This window comes from Paenibacillus sp. FSL F4-0087 (assembly GCF_038020215.1).
Classification (GTDB): Bacteria; Bacillota; Bacilli; order Paenibacillales; family Paenibacillaceae; genus Paenibacillus; species Paenibacillus taichungensis.
The window spans coordinates 2,492,216-2,516,460 of the sequence record NZ_JBBODJ010000001.1; the positions used below are offsets into that span (position 1 = coordinate 2,492,216).

The 24,245-nt window shown below is 48.0% G+C and carries 16 protein-coding genes and 1 rRNA gene; 5 read left to right on the forward strand and 12 right to left on the reverse strand.

Translation table 11 applies throughout. The features are described from left to right. Positions 1-14: 14 nt before the first annotated feature. The 9 genes from MHB84_RS11750 to MHB84_RS11790 all read right to left on the reverse strand — a co-directional run bounded on the left by MHB84_RS11750 (position 15) and on the right by MHB84_RS11790 (position 14,109). Positions 15-1,566 (reverse strand): 16S ribosomal RNA (locus MHB84_RS11750). 771 nt (positions 1,567-2,337) lie between these two features. Next, positions 2,338-2,883 carry a GNAT family N-acetyltransferase gene (locus MHB84_RS11755; protein ID WP_076291930.1) on the reverse strand — a complete coding sequence of 182 codons (546 nt, stop codon included), beginning with the start codon at positions 2,881-2,883 and terminating at the stop codon, positions 2,338-2,340. A gap of 55 nt (positions 2,884-2,938) precedes the next feature. Continuing rightward, positions 2,939-4,543 carry a response regulator gene (locus tag MHB84_RS11760; protein WP_076291931.1) on the reverse strand — a complete coding sequence of 535 codons (1,605 nt, stop codon included), beginning with the start codon at positions 4,541-4,543 and terminating at the stop codon, positions 2,939-2,941. After that, positions 4,540-6,438, reverse strand: a complete 1,899-nt coding sequence (locus MHB84_RS11765) for a sensor histidine kinase (protein ID WP_076291932.1) — start codon at positions 6,436-6,438, stop codon at positions 4,540-4,542. Before MHB84_RS11765 ends, MHB84_RS11760 begins: the two co-directional genes overlap by 4 nt. Positions 6,439-6,463: 25 nt before the next feature. Further along, positions 6,464-7,312, reverse strand: coding sequence for a carbohydrate ABC transporter permease (locus tag MHB84_RS11770; RefSeq protein WP_076291933.1), 849 nt, complete (start codon positions 7,310-7,312; stop codon positions 6,464-6,466). After that, positions 7,309-8,259: an ABC transporter permease subunit gene (locus tag MHB84_RS11775; RefSeq protein WP_083679130.1), complete on the reverse strand. Its 951-nt coding sequence runs from the start codon at positions 8,257-8,259 to the stop codon at positions 7,309-7,311. The genes MHB84_RS11770 and MHB84_RS11775 overlap by 4 nt, the downstream gene beginning before the upstream one ends. 46 nt (positions 8,260-8,305) lie before the next feature. After that, positions 8,306-9,640, reverse strand: a complete 1,335-nt coding sequence (locus MHB84_RS11780) for an ABC transporter substrate-binding protein (protein WP_076291934.1) — start codon at positions 9,638-9,640, stop codon at positions 8,306-8,308. Between the two features lie 335 nt (positions 9,641-9,975). Beyond that, complete coding sequence (locus tag MHB84_RS11785; protein ID WP_076291935.1) at positions 9,976-12,273, reverse strand: glycoside hydrolase family 88/105 protein; 2,298 nt, start codon at positions 12,271-12,273, stop codon at positions 9,976-9,978. Between the two features lie 255 nt (positions 12,274-12,528). Further along, positions 12,529-14,109, reverse strand: coding sequence for an S-layer homology domain-containing protein (locus MHB84_RS11790; RefSeq protein ID WP_076291936.1), 1,581 nt, complete (start codon positions 14,107-14,109; stop codon positions 12,529-12,531). Between the two features lie 232 nt (positions 14,110-14,341). On the opposite strand from MHB84_RS11790, the gene MHB84_RS11795 reads away from it, so the two are divergent. After that, on the forward strand, positions 14,342-15,169 hold the full coding sequence (locus MHB84_RS11795; protein WP_083679131.1) for a methyl-accepting chemotaxis protein: 828 nt from the start codon (positions 14,342-14,344) through the stop codon (positions 15,167-15,169). A gap of 191 nt (positions 15,170-15,360) precedes the next feature. On the opposite strand, the gene MHB84_RS11800 is transcribed toward MHB84_RS11795, so the two are convergent. After that, on the reverse strand, positions 15,361-16,179 hold the full coding sequence (locus MHB84_RS11800) for an endonuclease/exonuclease/phosphatase family protein (RefSeq protein ID WP_076291938.1): 819 nt from the start codon (positions 16,177-16,179) through the stop codon (positions 15,361-15,363). 281 nt (positions 16,180-16,460) lie between these two features. Between MHB84_RS11800 and MHB84_RS11805 the strand changes: the two genes are divergently transcribed. Both MHB84_RS11805 and MHB84_RS11810 read left to right on the forward strand, forming a co-directional pair. Then, entirely contained in the window at positions 16,461-18,227 is a 1,767-nt protein-coding gene (locus tag MHB84_RS11805) for an SWIM zinc finger family protein (protein ID WP_076291939.1), read from the forward strand. A 5-nt stretch (positions 18,228-18,232) separates the two neighbouring features. Then, the gene (locus tag MHB84_RS11810; RefSeq protein ID WP_076291940.1) at positions 18,233-21,247 is read left to right on the forward strand and encodes a DEAD/DEAH box helicase; all 3,015 of its coding nucleotides are present in this window, start codon (positions 18,233-18,235) and stop codon (positions 21,245-21,247) included. Positions 21,248-21,350: 103 nt separating this feature from the next. Here the strand turns inward: MHB84_RS11810 and MHB84_RS11815 are convergent, their stop codons facing one another. After that, entirely contained in the window at positions 21,351-21,821 is a 471-nt protein-coding gene (locus tag MHB84_RS11815) for a hypothetical protein (RefSeq protein ID WP_076291941.1), read from the reverse strand. A gap of 306 nt (positions 21,822-22,127) precedes the next feature. Between MHB84_RS11815 and udk the strand changes: the two genes are divergently transcribed. Then, positions 22,128-22,760 (forward strand): uridine kinase, encoded by a 633-nt coding sequence (gene udk, locus MHB84_RS11820; RefSeq protein ID WP_076291942.1) that lies wholly within the window; start codon positions 22,128-22,130, stop codon positions 22,758-22,760. A 178-nt stretch (positions 22,761-22,938) separates the two neighbouring features. Further along, a complete protein-coding gene (gene csaA, locus MHB84_RS11825; protein ID WP_076291943.1) occupies positions 22,939-23,268 on the forward strand; it encodes a chaperone CsaA in 330 nt (109 codons plus the stop codon). A 108-nt stretch (positions 23,269-23,376) separates the two neighbouring features. On the opposite strand, the gene MHB84_RS11830 is transcribed toward csaA, so the two are convergent. Next, entirely contained in the window at positions 23,377-24,213 is an 837-nt protein-coding gene (locus MHB84_RS11830) for an AraC family ligand binding domain-containing protein (RefSeq protein ID WP_143764842.1), read from the reverse strand. Between the last annotated feature and the right edge of the window lie 32 nt (positions 24,214-24,245).

The following is a 24,245-nucleotide window of genomic DNA, read 5'->3' on the forward strand; positions in this document are numbered from 1 at the left end:
ACGATTCTCCATAGAAAGGAGGTGATCCAGCCGCACCTTCCGATACGGCTACCTTGTTACGACTTCACCCCAATCATCTATCCCACCTTCGGCGGCTGGCTCCTTGCGGTTACCCCACCGACTTCGGGTGTTATAAACTCTCGTGGTGTGACGGGCGGTGTGTACAAGACCCGGGAACGTATTCACCGCGGCATGCTGATCCGCGATTACTAGCAATTCCGACTTCATGCAGGCGAGTTGCAGCCTGCAATCCGAACTGAGACCGGCTTTTTAGGATTCGTTCCACCTCGCGGCTTCACAGCCCGTTGTACCGGCCATTGTAGTACGTGTGTAGCCCAGGTCATAAGGGGCATGATGATTTGACGTCATCCCCACCTTCCTCCGGTTTGTCACCGGCAGTCACCTTAGAGTGCCCATCCGAAATGCTGGCAACTAAGATCAAGGGTTGCGCTCGTTGCGGGACTTAACCCAACATCTCACGACACGAGCTGACGACAACCATGCACCACCTGTCTCCTCTGTCCCGAAGGAAAGATACATCTCTGTACCGGTCAGAGGGATGTCAAGACCTGGTAAGGTTCTTCGCGTTGCTTCGAATTAAACCACATACTCCACTGCTTGTGCGGGTCCCCGTCAATTCCTTTGAGTTTCAGTCTTGCGACCGTACTCCCCAGGCGGAGTGCTTAATGTGTTAACTTCGGCACCAAGGGTATCGAAACCCCTAACACCTAGCACTCATCGTTTACGGCGTGGACTACCAGGGTATCTAATCCTGTTTGCTCCCCACGCTTTCGCGCCTCAGCGTCAGTTACAGCCCAGAGAGTCGCCTTCGCCACTGGTGTTCCTCCACATATCTACGCATTTCACCGCTACACGTGGAATTCCACTCTCCTCTTCTGCACTCAAGTCACCCAGTTTCCAGTGCGATCCGGGGTTGAGCCCCGGGATTAAACACCAGACTTAAATGACCGCCTGCGCGCGCTTTACGCCCAATAATTCCGGACAACGCTTGCCCCCTACGTATTACCGCGGCTGCTGGCACGTAGTTAGCCGGGGCTTTCTTCTCAGGTACCGTCACCTTGAGAGCAGTTACTCTCCCAAGCGTTCTTCCCTGGCAACAGAGCTTTACGATCCGAAAACCTTCATCACTCACGCGGCATTGCTCCGTCAGGCTTTCGCCCATTGCGGAAGATTCCCTACTGCTGCCTCCCGTAGGAGTCTGGGCCGTGTCTCAGTCCCAGTGTGGCCGATCACCCTCTCAGGTCGGCTACGCATCGTCGCCTTGGTGAGCCGTTACCCCACCAACTAGCTAATGCGCCGCAGGCCCATCCCCAAGTGACAGATTGCTCCGTCTTTCCAGTTCTCTTCAGGAGAAGAAAACAACTATTCGGTATTAGCTACCGTTTCCGGTAGTTGTCCCAAGCTTGAGGGCAGGTTGCCTACGTGTTACTCACCCGTCCGCCGCTAACCATCAGAGAAGCAAGCTTCTCATCAAGTCCGCTCGACTTGCATGTATTAGGCATGCCGCCAGCGTTCGTCCTGAGCCAGGATCAAACTCTCCAATAAAGTATTGAAAAGAGCGATAAGCTCATTTTGAAACTGACGAGATTAAAAATCTCATTTTATGCTCCAGTCGATCCAAGCCAAGGCTTGTCTCAAACTTTCGCGTTCATTCTGCAAGCAGAATGTTTACTCACTCGTTGTTCAGTTTTCAAAGATCAAACTTGTTTCATTGCCGTGTGTTGTTCACCTCAGCAACTTTTATATCTTATCACATCCGAACCAACTTTGCAAGCTCTTTTTTTAAGTTTCTTTCGAAGCTTATTTGTTTCGCTTGCCGCACCGTGTTTCTCGTGTTTTCTTGGCCGGAATTAGAATATACCATGTACAAAAATAAATTGCAACCCTTATTTAATATTTATCTATCTCCGTTTGATGAGAACAATAGAACCATTTTATTCCCCTTCTATCTATAATGAATCATTGTCTTGAAATCAAACCCTATCTGCTACACTCATATAGATATGATAATGTTAAACTTCATTAACGTATAGATAGAGGGTAATAGTTACTGTTCATAGTAAACTGACATTCTTTTCGTCTTGAAGAAACACTAACTAGCAGCTAATGGGATACTTAGTTTTGTACCGCACATATCCATTAGTCTCTATAGTAATATATGAATTCAGATTTTAAGAAACCTACATCTACTAGATATTAACTCTCTCCATAATAGATAGGAGTTACTCTAGTATCTACTCTTTCATATTTACATATTGAAACAATAAAGGGATCAGCGTATATTGCTAGCCAACTTCTCACCACCCCCTTCTCCCTTCAGCCCCTGAACCTTCCCATCATAACTGTATCGTAATACCGACCGTCCGCATGTCGCCGATCCTTTTTCAAAGTTCCCTCTATCTCGAAGCCCATTCTTCTGTAAAGCTCCATCGCTTTATCGTTCGTCCCCACCACGTTTAAGGTCATCTTCTCAATTCCATTCGTATCTGCCCAATCTATCGATAGTTCGAGTAATCTCTTGCCGATCCCGTAACCCCAGAACTCTTTCGTTATGCAAACACCAAATTCAACCTTATGAGAAAATCGCTTTAGATCGACTCCCTCACATCTGGAATACCCAACGATTTGTTCTTTTACAATAGTAACGAGAAACAAGTTTCTCTCTTTCTCCGAGTCCAACCGGATTATTTGTTCAAACCCCGCTGGATCAATAAAGCCTTCACCTTGCTCACGATCCATATACTCGGTTTCTCCATCCATCTGTACACGAAGTGATGACAATGCTTCAGCATCCTTTTCCATTGCAGACCTAATCGAATAGATCAATCCTTTTACATTAAACTCCTGTTGATCGATGATCATACGCCATAATCCCTCCATTTTATTTTATTTTATTTTGCATATCCTATTCATGGCTCTACCCCACCTCAGACGGACTCTTGCCCGTAAGCATCTTGAACACCTGACTGAAATACGTCGCGTTGCGGAACCCTGTCATCTCGCTAACTTCGTAGACCATGTAATGTCCTGACTGTAATAGTTCCAGCGCACGTTGAATCCGATACCCGTTCACATAACTCACAAAGTTCTCTCCAGTCACCCTCTTGAACAGCTGACTCAAATATTTGGGGTGTACAAACAGTCCCTTGGCAATGGCTTCAAAACTAATCTCATCAGCATAATGCATTTCAACGTACTGTTTCACCTGCTCCACTAGTTTATTGCTTTTTTTCTCGCCCATTTCTTTACGTATCTGTTCTATCCAGTTTCGAATAATACCATCCATCCAGCATATCAGATCCTGCATCCCATATTTCGATTGAATTTCCCGCAAAAAATGGCTCATCGCGAGCGGTGGTGCCAGCATGGGATAATGTCGGTTCCAACTATGAATTAACGTGTCGAACAGGCTCACGGCCACAACCTGCACATCCTGAATACTGATACCACCCCCTTCGTCCAGCAGATTGCGAAGGTGAACCCATACCTCCTCTGCCAGATCAGTTCTCATATCTGCCCATGACTCACTCCATTGTCGCAGCAATAGCGAGTAATCCGTTGCGCTCGGCGTTAAAGCATCGGATGAATCATATCGATATACACGGCTCCCGCCCTGAAACTCTGCTTTCTCCAGCGCCTCTCTGCTCTCCAGATAGGAGTCCATCACTTCGCATAATTGAACTTTGGACGTTCCAATACCTGCGCTCATTTCGATCTTGAGGTACGTAAAAATCTGATCAATCATCCTTTCAACTATCGACTCAAATTGTTCTAGCGGGTCCTTCTCGTCAAATAGAAGCAGCACAAACACCTGATCCGAATAATCCACGATCTCCACCTGGCAGTCGTTTATTTGCGTAGCCTGCTCTTTGACGGTCTCCTGAATAATATCTGCTGCCCCATACCTTAACAGTTGCCAGTCCCGTTCTTTCATCCTTGTCAGAAATGCAGGCCGATACAACTGCAGACTGATGGCACGCACTTGAGAGGGTATGCGAATGCCCACATAATCCATACGTTCCGCAGGCAATTCCTCTTCCCGATAGCGCGTGGTTAACAGCTCGTGGAGAAACAATTTGCGAAGATAGGGAACCACCCGCCCAATTTCCTGTTTGTACGTCTGCTCCAGCTGCTCACGCCGCTCACGCACATCCTCTTCCAGTAACACTTCACGCAGAACAGACTCAATCTCCTCCACTTCCGCAGGCTTTAGCAAAAAATGATTCACGCCCCAGCGCATGGCCGCCCGAGCATTCTCGAATTCGTCATATCCGCTAAGAATGATAATCGGCAGATGGGGATAGTCCCGTCGCAACGCCTGCGTGACCTCAAGTCCTGTCATTCCTGGCAAATAGACGTCAGTCATCACAAGATCAGGGCGCAGCTGTTGGAACAGCTCCAGTGCGTCCACGCCATTGGAAGCTGTTCCTGCAATGCGGAGGCCAATGGATGGCCAATCAATATGGTCAGTCAATGCTTTTACAATATGCGGGTCATCGTCTACGAGCATAATGGTTTTCATTCATTTTCACCGCCCAGCCATAAGTTTAATTGTTCTTCCGTCTCAATACGTGGTAGCGTAATGGTCACTTCTACTCCGCCTAATTCACCTGCGCATATATCAACGCCGTACCCAGTGCCACAATACAGTTGAATACGTTGATGTACATTTCGTATACCAATGCCAGTCGTCTCCTCCAACTTCCAGCCCTCAGGCAAGCCCTGTCCGTTATCCTTTAAGCAAATGATGATTTTGGATGGTGGAACGTTGCTCTCAGATTCCCGCATATCCACCTGTATGCGAAGTTGTCCTTCCTTCGGCTGCCCATGCATGACTGCATTTTCGATAAAGGGCTGCAAAATGATTTTGGGAATGTAACAGCCTCGCACTCTCGGATCAATCTGTTCCTGATAATCAATGGAGAATGGCAGCCGCTCTGACTGAATGCTGACGTAACAACGAGCATGCTCCAACTCATCCCGTACCCGGATGAATAATCTGCCACCGCTCAATCCAATACGCAGCAGTTTGCTGAGTTGTACAATCATGCGGCTGATGTCCTTGGCCTCATAATCGAGAGCACGCCAGTGGATCATGTCGAGTGTGTTGTAAAGAAAATGCGGTTTGATTTGCGCCTCCAGTAAACCGGTCTGTGCTTCACGCTTCGCTCGGCTCTCTTCCTTGACCTGCTCCATCAACTCCGTCAATTGTGATGCCATATGGTTGAATCCATACGCCAAATGGGCATATTCCTCGGTAAACGAAAGCTGAACCCGGGTATTGAAATCCCCCTTCTCCAGTTGCCTCATCCGCTTGATCAGCTGACGTAAAGGACGAACAATCCGCCAAACGAACAGATACGCAAGTACCGCTGAAAATAGTAACCCCAGCACAGCTATTCCAAGGATCTGCCATCCGGCCTGCCTCACAGGAGATAATAGTGTGTGAACAGGGATGGTCTGAACCAATCGCCACTGAAGCATGGCAGGTCTTGAATACAGAACCAGCTGCGCTCCACCAAGCTTGCCGGAAACCACTTCAAATCCGTCCTCCCCATGTTCAACATGCTCCTGAATCCATGCACGATCGACGACTGGTTCGCTTTCCACAGCAGCAGCTGCATTAGTAGATACATTAATAGAAGGAAAAATTTCCGAGGCTCCATGAATTGAGCTCGAACCCTCACCAGGATTCACCTCTAAATTGTCATCGCCCATCTGCATGACGACGTTGCCTGCGGTATCCACCAACAGTACCTGTCCATCCAGCACCATCGGCATATCCGCAAATCTACGTACAATATCGGCGCGACTCAGGCGGATGAGCACGTAGGCTACCGTACCACCCCGGCTGTCAAAGATTCGTTGGGCGTATCCGATTAGCGATTGGCCTGATTCGCTTTCCCGCAGAGGTACCCAAGCCGCATCCGCATGCTCCAGTGCAGCAAACCATGAAGCACCGGCAATCGTATCCACTGGATAAATGCGGTCGGCCATCGTGACTGTGACACTGTTGAAGGCATCCGTATACAGCTCGATCGAGGTAATACCTTCACTGACTACCACCGTATGATCCAGTATTTTGGACACCTCACGCCGTTGGTGGATCTGTGTCAGCCTTCCCGTTCCCTTCGTTTCAAGCAGATTCGACAGCTCACGGTTGCTCGCCAAGGAGTAAGCCGTCCCTGTAACACCTGTAATAAAATCAAACCCCCGGCGTGTGCTCTCGTTCAGGAGAGCAAGCCGTGCATTGCTGATCTCGGTAAACGTGACGGCAGAGAACGACTGGTATGCCAGCCAAACAATAACCGAGACAAGCAGCAGGTTAAACGCAATAAAGCAAGTCACCATCAACGTGGAGAGCTTGCTTTGTTGCAGCTTATGATTTAGGAATAACGATAATCTTCGTTTCCGCATGGAATCAACTCGTTTCGTCTTGGAATTACCCTTTGAGCCCAGAGGTCGCGATTCCTTCCACGAAATACTTTTGACACACGATAAATACGATAAAACAAGGTACCAGTGACAGCACTGACATTGCAAACATCGGCCCCCAATCGGATTGGGAACTGGAATCGAGGAATAGACGTAAGCCCAGCGGCACCGTATATTTGCTGACATCACTCAGATAAATCAACTGGCTGAAGAAATCATCCCATGTCCACAAAAAGGTAAAGATCATCGTCGTCACCAGCGCCGGAAAGGCAAGCGGAATGATAATTTTAGTATAAATTCGTAAAGGACCACATCCATCAATCGTCGCCGCTTCATCCAGCTCTTTGGGCAATCCCCGGAAGAACTGGACCATCAGGAAAATAAAGAAGGCATCGGTCGCCAGCCATTTTGGCACTACCAGCGGCAGATACGTATTCACCCATTCCAAATGGTTAAACAGAATATATTGAGGAATCAGCGTCACATGGTGTGGCAGCATGATCGTCATCAGCATTAAGCCAAAGCAAATCGCTTTGAACCGAAAATTCAATCTGGCAAAGGCATACGCCGCCATCGAGCAAGAGATGACATTGCCAAGCACAGCGCCCAGCGACAGGACGACCGAGTTGGTCAGAAAACGAGAGAAGGGATTGCCCTGAATTCCTGTCCAGCCATTGATGTAGTTTTGCCAGTTCCATTCTTGCGGCCAAAACCAAGTTTCGGTGAAAATCATATGTCCCGGTTTGAATGAACTGCCCAGCATCCAGAGCACCGGGTACAGCATGACAAAGGCAATGACCGAGATAAGTATATGTTTGGCGACTACCCACGCAGCAGAGTTTCGTTGTCCAATCATGATTTTCCACCATCCTCATAGTGCACCCACAGCTTGCTGCTGCGGAATACCAGCAATGTAAAGACACCGATCAGGATCACCAGCACCCAGGCCATGGCGGATGCATAACCCATCTGGAAGAACGAGAACCCTTTTTTGTACAGGTATAGAGAGTACATTAATGTTGAATTGACTGGCCCCCCGCTGCCGTTACTGATGACAAAAGCCTGAGTAAATGACTGGAAGGAGGTAATCAGCTGCATCACGAGATTGAAAAAGATAACCGGTGACAGAATCGGCAGTGTGATATAAAAGAATCTCCGGAGTGGGCCTGCTCCATCTACGGCGGAAGCTTCGTCATACTCAGGTGGAATCTGCTTTAATCCTGCCAGGAAAATAATCATCGACGATCCGAACTGCCATACCGACAACAGTACGATTGAATACAGGGCATATTTCGGGTTGGCGACCCAATCGGGTGCCTTAATGCCGACCATGGCAAGCACCCCATTGAGCAGACCGTCACCGCCCAGCATTTTGCGCCACAGCATTGCAATCGCGACACTGCCCCCAAGCAGGGTTGGGATGTAATACACCGTACGGTAAATGCCAAGCCCACGAATGCCCTTGTTCAACAACATCGCCACCAGCAGGGCAAAAACTAGCTTGATCGGTACGGATACGGCGACATACGTAAATGTGACTTTGAGCGATTGGATAAACAGTTTATCCGATGTAAACATCGTGGTGTAGTTATCCAGACCGACCCAGGAAGGGGCGGCCAGGATACTGTAGTCGGTGAACGAAATGTATAAGGAAACGAGCATCGGCCCAAGTGTCAGAAACAATAAACCAACCAGCCATGGGGCCAGAAACAGAAGTGCTGCTCCATTATGGGCATATCTCCGTTTCACCCGCCGGGCTGTTACACGCTCAGTTCGTGCTTGACTGACCTGTGTTGTACTCATCTTCGCAACCTCCCCGCGGAATATGAAGTCCGGAACCATTCAAGTGTTATTGACTTGATGCAAGTGTCGCCTTGGCCCCTTCAATGAACTGGGCAATCACATCCGGTGTGTTGTCTTGACCAAAGGCGATCTGCTCGCTTGCACTCTTGAAGCTGGTATCCACTTCGGAAAATCCTTGCGGGTATGGCGGATCAATTTCACTGGAGTTTTTCGATACCACATCGATAAATTGGAAGATGGCTTGCTCCGCTTCTGGCAGCGTAGGCTGCATCTTCTCACGGATGCTGGCATTGACGGGTACTCCGCGCTCCGAGCCGAGTATGGCGGTTGCTTCGGGATCATTGACCATGAAGTCGATAAACATCGCCACTTCCTTCGGATGTTTCGTTTTGGCATAACCGGACAGGAACTGACCTGCTTTCAGGTATTCACCGATTTGCTTTTCACCCACACCGTGCGGAAGTACTTGTATCCCAAGCTTATGATCCTGGTTTTTGTTCACCTGCTGGAACGTCAGCAATTGGTTAGACCAGGCAAAGTCCATGGCGGCTGTACCAAGCGAGATCGGGCGTGTCTCCAGTGCATTCGTAGTGGATGCCGTCACTTCTGCAGAGGTAGCACCCCCGTTCTCACGAAGCGCCCCCCACATGTCAAACCATTGCTGAAACTCCTCGCTGGTCGCTGTCAACGTCCCGCCATCAAATAGTCCCTTGCCTGTTTGCCGGATAAATACCTCAAACATGTTGGTCGTTCCCGATACATCCGCAGAACCGTAGAAACCGTCACCCTTCTCCTCTGCAATCTTGGCCGCTACGTCGCTAAAATCCTTCCAAGTCCAGCTTTCCTGTGGCTCCTCGATCCCGAGCTCCTGGAATACGGTCGCATCATAGATGACACCTGGCGCATTTACACCCAATGTAATCGCGTATAATTTATCGTCAATCGATCCGGCTTTGAGCATGCTCTTGTCATGGTCCTCTGTGCGCAGCTCTTTGCTCTCTGCGTATGGGGTCAGGTCAAGCAATGCACCACGCCGGGCAAAGTCGGTTAGAAAAGCGTAATCCATCTGTATGATATCCGGTGCATTTGAACCGGCTACCTGTGTGGTCAGCTTGTCAAAGTATCCGTCCCAACCGGAATATTCCGGCTTGATGGTAATGCCAGGGTGCTTCTCTTCAAACAGCTTAATCACTTTGGTCGTGAGATCATGGCGAGTCTGTGATCCCCACCAGGTCATACGAAGTTCAATTTTGTCGGAAGTGTCCCCTTCTTCACCTTCATTGGATGAGGCAGAAGGTACTGATGATCCTCCGGAACAGGCTGTAGCGAACATTAACAGGGATAGGCAGAACAGGGTTACCCACTTTTTGGTATTCAACATGAATGAATTTCCTCCCCTTTTGCTTTTATGGAATCGCTTACAAAAACTATTGTAACGGCCTATGGCTGCTCATGACATAAACAAAAGTAAGCTTTCCTGTCAAAAAAGTAAGGGGTTGGGACAAATGTCCATTCAATTGTCTTCAATATTCTTAGTGATTAAATAACCACCAGGAATGATACTCCCGGTGGTTATTCATATATACAGCATTCTTCGTGCGGCGTACTCTACCTCGCTCCATCTCACCAGTGGTCATCCAGCCGTTTGCAATGAAACGTTAGAGTAGATATCATGTAAGATTTCGATCAAGGTATCCTGTAGTTTTACTGACACTTTCAGGATTGCGTCACAGCAGTTGATGACACCTTAGGCTGGGCCAGATGTTTCTTCATCTTCGCCACTTCAGTTCCTGCCAGCATCATAATGCCAATACCGTGATTGTCATTCGTTACCGTGAGCAGGTCCTTATTGTAATATTCTGCGGTAAAGGCATATCTCGAGCCACTGCACACACCATGTACATTACCCTGACGGTCAATCGCTTTACGGGTTAATCCGTTCCATGCCCGCTCAGCCGCTTCAATGTAACGTGCAGGTTGATATAACCAACCAAACCGTACTCCCCGTGCAAAACCATAAGCAAACATCGCTGTACAGGAGGCTTCCTGGTAGGTTTCCGAATCATTCAATACCTGATGCCACAATCCACCCTCTCCTTGCAGAGCTGCATATCCTTCACATAATTCATTAAAGAAGGCAATTAAAGCCGGGCGCTCCGAATGCTCTGCTGGCATAGCTTCTAATACCTCAGACAGTGAAAAGAGCGTCCATCCATTCCCCCGTCCCCACGGAATCTGTGTCGACTGTCCATATTTGAAATCGTATACGTGGGACATGATCTTGAATTCAGGCATGAACAGATACTTCCGATACAATAAAAATTGTCTGGCGGCTTCATCCAGTGCTGAATTATTTTGCGTCAGTCGGGCATACCGCACAAGAAACGGAGTGCTCATATAAAGGTCGTCTGCCCACATCGTATTCTCGGCAAATTCACCGATACACTCGCGGTAAAATGCACCGTCCTCCTGTCGTTCTAACCGAGTCAGCATAAAATCTGCAATCCGTTCGGCAATCGGTAAGAACGTCGGCTCCTGACATTCGGAGTAGGACTCCAGCATTGCGGAGCCAAAAGAGCCACAGTTATCCAGCATTTTCATCATTACCAGTTGCTGGTTAACCGCTGGGAAACCATACTGCTCCCGATCCCATAATGAGTACTCATCCATACGGGTACACGACTGCACATGTTCTGACGCATAACGGGAAATGTCGGGCCGCTGCAAATAACGTCCGGTCTGCAACAGACCATATACGGTGACACCTAATGGATAATCCCAGCGACCATAGTTGGTCACACTGCCTACTGTCCATTTGTTACTGAGCATTGCATTTTCATAATAGGGACGTATCCACGCATCTGGTCTGTCCAGTCGCCAATATATGCGTTCCTTACGTACCTGTTGGCTTCCCGTTTCCTCTGGGTTATCGTTCAATACATTTCCTTTAAACACCCGATCAGTGCGCATTAGATCCTGCAAATCTGGTTCGACGTCCTCCGATTCAAAAGGGCCTAGAAATAACCATGATTCTCCGGAAGCTCCGTGCACACGCTGGGGAAGCTCTAGTTCCAATTGCTCTTCATTCACTGTTGCATTTATTACAAAATTCCATGGCTCAGCCGTATCGCTACATTCACTGCGAATCAACAGGTCATTCCGTCCAAAAGCTGTGGCTATGTTCACCTCGAACGGACCCGCTTCCTTCAATTGCACCGCCGATACGCCGTTCAGCCATATAATCAGTGGCCCGGAAGATTGACCAGACAAACGGATGGGGCAATCGCTTGAATCCCTGTTGACCAACCGTGTCCACGCATAGACTTGCTGACCAGGAAGATGTCCGTATATTCTTTCCAGGGACGGTTGCATCTGTTTTTCCTCTGACCATTGCACGTCAGGCAGCCACTCCAGTTTGTGTTCCTCTTCTGACCCGAGCAGATTCCATTCCGGATGATTCTCCTCCGAACTTATCGGTTTGGAATACACCCATCCGGCCTGTCCTTGTCTCTCCTGGAACGGAGCGAGCACATTCAGAATGCGCACTTTCCCCTCGTCTGAGCCAAACTGGCATCCAAAGCCCGCAGGTGTATACTTCATCTCCAGCAACAACGTATTCCATCCCGGCTTAATGTCGATTCCCAGTTTCACAGTCGCGTCCAGGTTGATCTCATCCATGACCGTGGAGCGATATACCAATTGCTCGTTAAAATAGAAACGAACCGGTCCATAACAGCGGATTAGCACATCCAGATTTCGATCTTCATCCCCCCATACCAACGCTGCGGCATAGGAAATCTGACCTTTCTGTGCATCAGGGAAACGTTTACTCAAATTCAGATCATACAGACCCTTCTCATTTTGCAAAATACCAGACTTCTGAAATACGCGATATACAAAATCGGCCTGCGCATTGGCACCTATATATCTCTCTGCCAGCACCTTCAGCACCTGATCCTGATCTTCTCCGAATCGATAATACATGCTCTGCGGTTCACTGAAATACGTTGTCATTGAATGCCCACATTCCTCTCCAGATGGAATACATAGGTATAGCGCTTAATCCTTGTGAGAAAATCCCTTTTACCGAACGGTGATGATCCTCGTTTATCTTTGGAATAGCCAAATAATAATCCAAGTATAACTGACCTGCTTTCCGGTGGCTACAGATTTTTGATTACGCTTACAAACAAATAATTGTATTGTCCGTCTGACGATAAGACAAAACAACGGACTACATCGTTGTAGTCCGTATCATGTAGATTACACTTATCCGAAAATGTCATATTTAACGAATAGCTTCTCTGTTTCTTCATATACAGATTTGGCTAATCCTTCGCCGTCAGCATCTACGCGAATGATCAAATCATATTGGCCTCTTGTCTCATTCATCTTATTTCCCAATTGCAAAATAATAGGTGTGCCGGATTCTACATTTACTTTAAGCTTAAGCGTATGACCATCAGTACTGATCTGACTGCTATCTATCGTATAATTCTCACCATCAATTTGGTAAAAATCATCTATGCTAAACTGGAACGCATCGGTCCAATACTCGATGGTGCCATCCACAAATTCTTCTCCTACATCGTAGTTTAGAGAAAATGGATTATTCCCATATTGAATTTGAAGATACTTTGTTTTGGAGTTGCTTGAGTCGAATCCAAACTTACTGGAACCTATAGTCGGCACGTCTTCTGGCATCTCTCCGTTCACCAGCGTAAAAGTAAATACATGCGCCGCATCTTTAGGGGACTCATTACCTGCTGAATCCTTGGCGGTAATCACATATTTGTAGTCTCCTGGACTCAAATTATCCAACTTGGTAAGCGCAAGTGAGCCATCCGATTTGCTTTTGGCAAGGGGAATTCCTTCGTCCAACTCTCCTTCATCCACGACTCCATTCGTATTTGCATCAGTCCAACTATAGAAAGTTACAACGGCTCCTTCTTCACTTACTGCTCCAGGATCCCCCTGAACTTGATCCCAGGTTCCGCTGTAATTATCGATAATGCTAAATTTGCCTACATCCACCGTCGGTGCTGTTATATCCACAGGTACAGATGGATTCATGTTCCCGCTATCGCTACTTCCACCTGATGAGGTCCCGCCATTATTCGAACTGGTAGATGGAACCGGCGTAGGCACGGGCGTTGGTGTTACCTCTGGTTTTGGTGTTGGTGTTGGGGTCGGCACTGGTTCGAGTTGCGGACCTGTAGTTTCTTTTATCTTCTGCAGCAATCGAGAAGCCGTCAGTGCCGCAGCTTGACGATCCGCTTGCAAAGCCGGTTTGAACATGTTGTTTTGATCACCGATGATGAATCCGGCTTCCAGCGCCGCTCCAACTGCATCTTTAGCATACTCCGAGATGCTTGCGCTGTCCTTGAACGTTAACGAAGCAGCTTTGCCCGTTATGTCTGTTCCCATCGCTCTCATTAGGGTTACGACCATATCCTGTCTGGATAATGTCTTACCACTCCCGAATTCCCCGCTTCCCATACCTTTAAATATACCTGCTTGATATACCGCTTCAACAGAAGCATAGGCATAGCTGGTCACAGGAATATCTGTAAATGTCGGATTGGATGGGACGTTATTGGTTACATCCAGCTTCAACGTCCTGGCAATCAGGATGGCAAAATCCTGTCTGGTGATCATATCGGACGGATTAAATTGGCCATGACTGAATCCAGTTACAATCCCTTCGTTTTGCAACTCTACAATGGCATCCTTGGCGTAGGATTTATCGATATCGGTAAATGATACTGCAGCGTTAGCCTGTGTCGTCCACAAAGGTGTTGTCAACAAGGATGCCGCGAGAATCGAGCTGATGAAATGATTTTTTTTCAAAAGAATGCTCCTCCAATATGAAGTATATTCGTGTCATTCCAACGCAAAATCCAACTTAAATAATATGGACATGTACGATATTTCCATTATATAGAGAGGTTCTGAACCGATTCTGAACAAATCGCCTTATTTCGACAACGTGTTGAGCATTGGTTTAAAAATCGAAAAATGTTTCCGATATAGGTAGTAGGCTGAAAATTCCACTTTTTGTATGAGAAAGGAACGATGTACCTTGAGTATTCTTGAATCTCTAGTTAATGCTATGCCTTTTGTAAGACAGATGTTTCGTGATGATGTATCCATATCTATTAATGATCATGAGAAAGTATTGTATTTTGCCGAAGCCAAAAGTCTGGAGATCGGTGTAAACGTCGGGGACGAGTTACATGAGGATTATAAGGATTTTAAAATGCTGATTAACAAGGACACACGTACCGTGGCCCGCATGCCCGGTGATCTGCAAGGCAGACCCTTCGATGCCATCCTGATTCCAATTAAGGAAAACGATCAGGTTGTGGGCATACTCGGTGTGAACTACGCACTGGATAACCACATCACACTGGAAACGCTGATTAGCGAAAATGAAGCGACCATTCATGCACTAGTTGGTGGGATTCAGCAGATTGCGGCACATTCGGAAGAACTATCCGCGACTTCGGAAGAGATCTTGCGCAATTCCAAAAAAGCCTCGGAGAACTCCATCAATGTGACTAAAGTGACGAACGTCATCCGTGAAGTATCCGAACAAACCAACCTGCTTGGCTTAAATGCCATGATTGAAGCGGCTCGTGTCGGGGATCTGGGAAGCGGCTTCGGTGTCGTTGCCAGCGAGGTTCGCAAGCTGTCCGATCACACCAAACAAGCAGCAGCCGATATCGAATCTTCCCTTGGCAGCGTTCAAGACTCCATTAAACATATGGAACAGGAGATCGGTCAGATCACCACAGCAACGGTGGATCAGGCTGGGCTGGTAAACGAGTTTATGGAAAGTATTGAACAGCTTAGTGAAACTAGTGCGAATCTGAAAACGTTTGTGCAAAAGATGCTGGCTCTGGAATAAAGCTAGCTTGTGGTCTGAGGAATAGGTTAAACAGGAATGACATGTACATAGTTTAAAACGGGCCTATCTAACATTAATATGGCAAAGGTTGAAAATAAAAAGCCTCTGACTGTACTTTCCTTATAAGGAAGTAATCGGAGGCTTTCGTTTTATTTTGATAAAGAATCGTGTACTAGACTGACTTACTGTTATTAAATCTCCACAGCTACGCCGTAATGGTCAGAGACCACAGGGCCGTTCTTTCCGTTGAGAACTACCGTTGAAGACTTCGCTTGTACCGGACGATTCGAGAAAATATAATCAATACGCAGATCGCGTTTGTTATCCGCCCATCCGGCAATGGCTTTGACCACGGTTGCACCGTCATCCTTTTTCACAGCCGTCGTGTACAGGTCATTCCAGCCCTTGCTCATCATATAATCGTAGCCTTCTCCACGTACTTCTGCGACATTATTGAAATCACCCATAATATACAGCGGCTGGTCCATATATGGAGTGAGCTTGCTCTCGGTCAGTTCCCACTGCCCCTTGAAAGGTTCTTGTTCATCATCCCACCAGTTATAGTGTCCATTCACAAACCAGGTTGCTTCGCCTTGTACTTCAGTCTGAACACCTACAATTTTGCGTGTCCGGTAGTTGTCGTAATCACGCATGTGGGATACATATTCACCAAAAGCCTGAATGATCGGCGTCCGGCTTAGGATGGCCAGCCCTTCATCGTATTTGCGGAAACCAACATGGGCCGGAATCCATGTCCAGTAATAGGTCTCGGTCAGTTGCGTAAGCAGAACGTAGGCGTAGTTATCTTTTTTGATCACAGCATCCGATTCCGTGGCAAAGTAATGTTTCAGTTCCTCCGCAGATAGCGCTGCTTCTTGCATCGATTGATTAACCTCCTGCATGGAGATCACATCGAACTGGTGTGTATTAATAAAATCAGCCAGGTGACTGATCTTGTTTAGTTGGTCTTCTTCTGCCCAAGCGTGCGTATTTAACGTAAGTATTTTCATATGCTCTCTCCTGTTGTTTGAAATTAAGCCGAATCCCGGCCTGCATTGTTCCTGAAAGGAATACATACGATAAGCATACACAAGACGAGCCTATTATGCATGGTTTATGGTAAAAAATAGAGATCGATACTCTTGGGTTTCACCTATCAAAAAGTCTCATCCAAGTTCTCAGAACCGATGCACGGAGCACATGATAACTGATATGATGGATACATGAAATGTACACCATTACGTCAAGACGTGGTGATTACTGAACCTATGATTTCCCAGGAGATGGAATGATGAACATACCTAATGACATGAACATGGATGACGCGCAGTGGCAACAGCTGATCAGGCAGGTCGCTGAACATTTTAACAACCTGACGATTATGCGCGGATTCCAATATTATAAACAGAAACGCGTCGGACCATTAACCTACACCGAACAAAACGGAATTTTGGCTGAAGTGCAGGGCTCCGATGATTATGAGGTAACCCTGAGCTTACAATCGTTGAATACCAGTCACTGTACCTGTCCGGTTGGTTCTCATTGCAAACATATGATAGCCGTTCTAATGAGTTATGCGGAGCAACTGGGCCGACCCGTACACGGCATTGTGAACGCCCACTCCAGTACGGCACTGAAACAGGCTCCAAAACCTGCTGTTATAGCGACTTCAGGACGTTCGGATTACGCAGCGCACGAAGAGGATCTCATCATCCCTGATAATCAGTATAGCCAGATCAAGGAACGTGCAACGGAACTTGCAGAACTTGAAATCACGGAATGGCATGAGCTGTTTCGGGCATGCCTGCAACGACTCGGAATAGGTACGCCAAGTACATCATATGTGCAGGCCGCAGCGGACGAGCTCTATGCCATTAAACCTAAGCTCTCTGCTGGCATGGACCAGTTATTTGAGCTGCATGTTCAGCTATACCTGATTCGCTTCTGTGTGCCTGGCCGCAATTCAATCACACATACACCGGTGTATCTGAGCTATCCTGCTCAACTTGCCGTGGATGCGCTCCAGAAAGGGCTGGAACAGATCTTTAGCCGTCCTTTGGAACTCTCTGGTCTGAAGGGCACGAGGCTTGAACAACATTGGAATAGGCTTGAGGAAACCTCGGCTTACCTGCGTACGCAGATGATATCCGAGACGTCCAGCATGATGTTTTTTACCCCGATTTATCGGCAGCTTTGGTTAAACTGGATCGTGCCAAATCTTCAGGAAAACTTGGAAACGCTGGAGTCAGAGCTGGCGTTTCTACAGGAAATGGAGAATGGCCTGACTACTGCTTCCAAACCCACCAAACCTGGTGAGAGCGTGCTGAGTGTAGCGAATCTGACGGAAAACGGGAGCGGAGCGCCGATTAAGTCTGTCACTCTGCCCTTGCCGCTGGTATTGGCGCAGAGCTGGATATATTTCCATTTGAGACAAGATGAACAGGCTTGGCAGCGATTAATTAGCGGAAGCTCGGCATACGGCATCCCGCCTGAGCATCTACTGCATTTTCTTCATGTGCTTGCAGATTCTCCCGACTGGAAACGGCTGGGCGAGTGGTTAGTGCAGCTCGGACCACTGCTGGCGAACCGACGGAACTCCCCTCTGAATGATTACATGCAGTTATGGGACACAGCCATTCATCATCTGCCTGATGTAGAGCACCGCATGTGGGATACACTGGTCAGCATGCTGCCTCATTCCCGGCCAGCTTATGAAGAAGCAATGCATTCCCGTGGACAGTGGCGACGGTGGATTGATTTTCAACTGAGCACAGAGACGGAGCCGCTTGAATTCCGGGTAGCAGTGCTACAGCCGATTGAAAAGGATGCACCCGAACTGCTTTTACCTTTCTACCATCAAGCAGTGGATCGTTATATCGGACACAAAAACAGGGACGGATACAAAGCAGCAGTGAAACTGTTGAAGCGTCTGTCCAAAATTTATAAAAAATTGAAGCAGGAAGAACACTGGGAGCAGTTTATCACCACTTTGGCTGTTCGCAACAGCCGACTGCGCGCCCTGCAGGAAGAGCTTCGGAAAGGTAAGTTGATCTCATGAGCCTAATGCACCCTTACACCGAAACAATTGAGGTCCATGTTGCATTGACAGGATACGGGGATGCCTTGTTCTATGGAGCGCTGAACACCCATCACTTTGTAACGGGACAATCGCTTAAGCAGCGATTATTTGCTTGGCATGCCCCTTCCTTCTACGGAACAGAATTAGAAACAAGACAGATCGAAGAGATTGAACTTGTCGTCCTGCCTGCGGAAGAAGTTATTCCTTTCTTCAGCGAAATGCACACCCTTCTGCACATTGAATGGAAATGGGACGAGCAGGCTGAGCATTTGATCCGGCTGGCCCCGGTACTTGCAGCATTGATTGAAAATCGTAAATACATCCCTAGCTTCACCGCATTTCGTACCGGACAACTGCAATGGACCTGGGACCCGGACAGCTTGAAAAAGCAGGATCGAACCGCTCTTGGCAAAGCTGTGGAACAAACGGATGAGAGCTACGCCGAAGGACTGAGTGCTGCCTATTCGGCTTCCGTATTCCAGCGCTGGTACAGCACAGAAGAAGCGGCCACCGATCTGCGGCGCGAGTTCCCGCAGTTGTTTCCACAAAGCGGAACAGCTCCACAAACAGCCGGAATGGATGCCCAATCCTGGCTCGTGTCCATCGGCTGGAAAGCAGACGCAGCCCCATTCCGTCCACTCCTGCAATTGCTGGAGCCGGAAGAAGATGAACCGGCATGGCGGCTGCGGCTGGTATTGCAGAACAAACTGGATGCAGCTGTTCTGGTTCCGGTGCGACTTGATTCACGTGGCCGGCTGGAAGGTGAATGGCCAGACGTATGGACACCGTTCATCCTTGATCGTTCGGCAGGATGGCTTGAGCAGCTGCGTGCACATCTGCCCCGAATTCGCCGCGCTATCAGCGGCAGTCGGGATGTGCTCAGTGATCCATTGGGAGATCAGGATGCTTGGCTGTTCCTGACGCAAGACAGCGGGCGACTGCTTGAAGCTGGCTGGCAAGTGCTGCTTCCGGGTTGGTGGGAAGCTGCACGCAAGAAGAAACCCAAGCTACGTGCCAAGGTGAAACCGGAGGAAGGCAGTGAGCGGGGACAGTCTTTCTTTGGACTGGATTCGATCATTCATTTTGACTGGCGTATTGCAATTGGGGATACGGATCTCAGCGAGGAAGAATTCGCTGATCTCGTGGCCCGTAATGAACGGCTAGTCCGCTTCCGTGGAGAATGGGTTCCCCTTGATCCGGCCTTGCTTGAGCAGATCCGCCGGGCCATGGGCGGTGTGGATCAGGAGCAAGGACTGTCGTTTCAGGATATTCTGCACCTGCATCTGCTGCATAATGAGCAGCGAGAATATCGCAACCAGAAACGCAAGGAAGGACAGGAAGAGGACGAAGAACAGCCACAGTCCAACGAGAACATTCGACTTGAGGTGGAACTGAACGAACACCTGAACCGGGTCATAGCACAGCTTGGCGGTGGGCAAGGCGGCGCTCCTTCCCTGCCTATTCCGGCAGGGTTGCATGCTGAGCTGCGTTCTTATCAAAAGGAAGGTTTCGCATGGCTTGGATTCCTGCGGAGATTCGGTCTCGGTGCTTGTCTTGCGGATGACATGGGACTGGGAAAAACGATACAGTTCATTACGTATTTACTTCATCTCAATGAGCATGAGCAGCGCTTGCCTGGGCAGGCCCCTGCCCTTCTCGTCTGCCCCACTTCCGTATTAGGGAACTGGCAGAAGGAGATCAGTCGCTTCGCGCCTTCAATTAACGTCAGTCTGCACTACGGAGCACGAAGACTGACCGGAGAAGAGTTCCGGGAACAGACTGAACAGGTAGATATCATCATTACCTCATATGCAACAGCTACTCTGGATCAGGAGATGTTGCAGTCATATACATGGGCATCGATCTGTCTGGATGAGGCGCAAAATATTAAAAATGCCCAAACGAAGCAGTCCATGGCGGTACGCAGCTTCCCGGCAAAACATCGTATTGCACTGACTGGTACGCCGATTGAAAATCGGCTGTCCGAGCTGTGGTCCATCTATGATTTTATTAATCCAGGCTATCTGGGCAGCGCACGAGCATTCCAGACTCGCTTTATCAGTGCGATCGAGAAGGATAAGGACGAGCAACGCATGCAGGATTTGCAGCAGTTAGTGAAGCCATTCATGCTGCGCCGCAAGAAAAAAGATCCGAATATTCAACTCGATCTACCGGACAAAAATGAGATGAAAACGTATATTCACCTTACGGGTGAACAAAGTGCACTGTATGATCAGTCCGTTCAGGAACTGATGGACAAAATGAAAGAGCTGGAAGGCATTAAGCGCAAAGGTGCGATTCTCTCTGCCTTAACCCAGCTCAAGCAGTTGTGTGATCATCCCCTGCTGCTGACAAAAGAAGCCTTGCCGGAAACGATCTCCTCGGAAGGCTCTATAACAGAGTATGACCTATATAGTCCGCAGGACATGGCCATGCTGATCAGCCGCTCCGCGAAGCTGGAACGACTGATGGAACTGGTGCGCGAACTACGGGACGAGGGCGAACGGTGCCTGATTTTCACACAATACATCGGCATGGGGCAGATGCTGCAACAGGTATTGAGACAGGAGTTGCAGGAACCTGTGCTGTATCTGCATGGGGGTACGTCCAAGACAGCCAGGGATCGCATGATTGACGAGTTCCAGTCCCGGACGTTGCCTGCAGCAGAGCAGCCGTCGGTCTTTATTCTGTCCATCAAAGCAGGCGGCGTGGGCTTGAACCTGACCGCAGCGAATCATGTATTCCACTTTGACCGCTGGTGGAACCCTGCCGTGGAAAATCAGGCTACAGACCGCGCCTATCGGATGGGACAGACGAAGGATGTTCAGGTACACAAGTTTATCTCGCTGGGCACACTCGAAGAACGCATTGACGAGATGCTGGAAAGCAAACAGCAGCTCAGCGACAATATTATCACCAGCTCTGAAAACTGGATTACCGAGCTGTCGACGGATGAGCTGAAGGATCTATTCACCCGGCGCCGCGACTGGTCGGGTTAACTCCAGACTAAATTGTTGCAACATATGTAACCTGGTAAATAGTAGAATACAAAAAGAGCGAAGTGTCGGAAATGCATTCCGTCTTCGCTCTTTTTTTACATTCTTAACGCATGTTTCCGATGATGGACGATCTGGAATCCTGCATTTTCTTGATGAAGTTGGTCATCACATCAAAAGCTTCATTGCGTTTATTAGTCATAGACTGCAAACGCAGCATATCCATTTGTTGTGAGTTGCTCAACGCATCGATTTGGCCTTTCAGTTTTTGAGCTTGGGCAGTATCCCCATTCTGATTAGCTACCTGCAATTGTTCGTTCAGCTCTGCAATCGCTTGATTGCGATTTTGAACTTGTTGAATCTGTGCCTGCAATTGGCTATCCAGCAATTTCGTGCGTTCTTGCTGAACCATCATCAAAGCTGTTTCGATGTCCATGCTGCTCAGATCAATAGCTGAGAGAGAAGACCCCACCGGAGTTATCGTAGATACGCTTGCTGCAGAAGCAGAAGTTACAACGGATACAGCTGCGATGGCAGCAATAACTGTGGAAGAAATGACTTTGCTTGATTTTTTCATAACGTACACCTCCTTTTATATATGTAGATACCCGCCAGTAACTGGCATCTTTCGACATCATATATCGAAGGTCCTAGATCCTACAACCTAAACTAACGAAGTTGAGACTAAATTGATACAGATTGATGGTTGCTTCAACAGAAAAATGTGGTAATTCCCTAAGGTGAAAAAAGTGATTTGCTGTGCTACAATAGAGGAATTGTGCATTCACAGACAGACATGTGGGTAAAGACTTGAATCTATCCCGATTCATCCATTATTTATCCATGACCATGCTGCCATTCTAGGGAGGTTTATGGAACAATCATGCTCATTATTGGTATCGCCGGAGGAACCGGCTCCGGTAAAACGACGGTAGCTCGCTCCGTCATAGACCGTCTTGGATCAGGCAAAGTGACTTTCATATCCCAAGACAACTATTACAAAGACCAGTCGCAGCTCACCCCTGAGCAACGTCGACTCACCAATTACGATCATCCGTTTGCATTCGATAATGATCTGTTAATTGAGCATCTTACCCTGTTAAAACAAGGACAAACGGCATATGCTCCCGTATATGACTTCACCATAGATAACCGTGCCGCTGATGAAACGGTTGAACTGGCACCGAACCATATCGTAATTGTGGAAGGACTGCATGTCCTGATTGATGAACATCTGCGCGCTCTTCTGGATATCAAGGTCTTTGTTGATACCGATTCCGATGTGCGTATTCTGCGCAGAGTACTGCGGGATATGGAAGAACGCGGCCGTACGATTCAATCCGTGTACAAACAATATCTCGAAACCGTCAAACCGATGCATGATGCTTTTATCGAGCCTTCCAAAAAGTATGCAGACATCATCATTCCCGAAGGTGGACATAATGAAGTCGGCATTCAGATGTTATCCATCCTGACTGAGAAATATCTGACCGGTGAAAATTGGAATGGCGCATAACTTTAACATGATGTTGCTGTATCAGGCGTTTTGCTCTGCTCACTATCTGAGTGAGACAAAAACGGGTATCGCTCATACCATATCACCACTAAAATCCAGGTTGCGATTAGCGCAATCTGGATTTTTTGGTTATTTCTATTTTATAATGGACTCCATAGCTGAAAGGAGACATCATAACATGGCTACTTTTGAAGAGTTTATACAGCATGATATCCGCGTTGGTACTGTGGTAGAGGCCGAACCTTTTCCAAAGGCACGCATCCCCGCCATTAAAATGACCATCGATTTTGGCCCACTTGGCCTTAAACGTTCGAGTGCCCAAATTACGAAACGTTACACCCCCGATATGATGATCGGCAAGCAGGTTATTGCAGTAGTCAACTTTCCGCCGCGCCGAATTGCCGGTTTTGTATCCGAAGTACTGGTGCTTGGCGGCGTGCCCGGTGAAGGTGACGTTGTATTGTTAACCCCGGACCAGACATTACCAAACGGAACACCGATTGCCTGATTTTCATCATATCGCTATTCCTGTCTTTGCACCTTAAAGCATTAGGCTATGAATCTTCGGATTCGCGGCCTTTTTTTGCGTTTTTCGAGGTTCCCAGCATAATGAAGCCTACTCACCCTGCTCCATGCTTCTCGACCCTTTCGGAGAAACACCCGTCACTCGCTTAAACATCTTAGAAAATAGTAATGGGTCTGTGTACCCCACAGAGTGGGCCACTTCACTAACCGACAGGGCCGAATGCTGTAGCAGTTCAGCTGCACGGTTCATCCGGTATTCAAGAAAGAAAGCCTGTAGTGACTTGCCATACCTCTCCTTAAAAAGCCCTGATAGATATGTGCGATCCAAACCTACCGCTCGGGCAATATCTAGAATTGAAGTTCTCTGACTATACCTGTTCTCGATAAATTGAACGGCCTGCCTGATGTATTCCTCTTTAGTGGACAGAGGCCGTTGCAGCTGCTCTCCTGCGGGAGAAGATGCAATCAGCTCGGCGATCAGCCTGTATAGCAGGCTCTGGTTGAACACATCTCCCCCGGTACGTGTTGATGCTTGAACCATCTCCGTATAGAGACGATCGAATATGTCTGGATCTCTGGCCTCAAATACAGGATGTTCCGGACTGATATGAGCCCGCTGCATGAATGATTTGGTGTGAACACCTTTGAACCCGAACCAGGAGTAGGTCCATGGCTGCTTCGCATCCGCTTCATAATGAATCAGCGTATCCGGAAGAATGACAAAGCCCTGACCCTGTGTAAGCTCATATTGCTGATCCGCCATAAACACCGTGCCCCGTCCTTCATGAATGTAATGAACAATATAAGCATCCCGAACACCCGGACCCCAATAATGCGATGGATCACATGCCTGCCAACCGAAAAACAACAGTACCAACTCCATCTGTGTCAAATCCATAGGAACCACGTTTGTTTCGATTAATTTCAACATTCCACACTCCCTCTGTTCATCACCACGGT

Bases quoted from the DNA above. Each gene is read 5' to 3' on its own strand.
- MHB84_RS11755 (WP_076291930.1), bottom strand. From the start codon at position 2,883: ATGATCATCGATCAACAGGAGTTTAATGTAAAAGGATTGATCTATTCG.
- MHB84_RS11760 (WP_076291931.1), bottom strand. From the start codon at position 4,543: ATGAAAACCATTATGCTCGTAGACGATGACCCGCATATTGTAAAAGCA.
- MHB84_RS11800 (WP_076291938.1), bottom strand. From the start codon at position 16,179: ATGAAAATACTTACGTTAAATACGCACGCTTGGGCAGAAGAAGACCAA.
- MHB84_RS11770 (WP_076291933.1), bottom strand. From the start codon at position 7,312: ATGATTGGACAACGAAACTCTGCTGCGTGGGTAGTCGCCAAACATATA.
- udk (WP_076291942.1), top strand. From the start codon at position 22,128: ATGCTCATTATTGGTATCGCCGGAGGAACCGGCTCCGGTAAAACGACG.
- MHB84_RS11810 (WP_076291940.1), top strand. From the start codon at position 18,233: ATGCACCCTTACACCGAAACAATTGAGGTCCATGTTGCATTGACAGGA.
- MHB84_RS11805 (WP_076291939.1), top strand. From the start codon at position 16,461: ATGAACATACCTAATGACATGAACATGGATGACGCGCAGTGGCAACAG.
- MHB84_RS11815 (WP_076291941.1), bottom strand. From the start codon at position 21,821: ATGAAAAAATCAAGCAAAGTCATTTCTTCCACAGTTATTGCTGCCATC.
- csaA (WP_076291943.1), top strand. From the start codon at position 22,939: ATGGCTACTTTTGAAGAGTTTATACAGCATGATATCCGCGTTGGTACT.
- MHB84_RS11765 (WP_076291932.1), bottom strand. From the start codon at position 6,438: ATGCGGAAACGAAGATTATCGTTATTCCTAAATCATAAGCTGCAACAA.
- MHB84_RS11775 (WP_083679130.1), bottom strand. From the start codon at position 8,259: ATGAGTACAACACAGGTCAGTCAAGCACGAACTGAGCGTGTAACAGCC.
- MHB84_RS11785 (WP_076291935.1), bottom strand. From the start codon at position 12,273: ATGACAACGTATTTCAGTGAACCGCAGAGCATGTATTATCGATTCGGA.
- MHB84_RS11780 (WP_076291934.1), bottom strand. From the start codon at position 9,640: ATGTTGAATACCAAAAAGTGGGTAACCCTGTTCTGCCTATCCCTGTTA.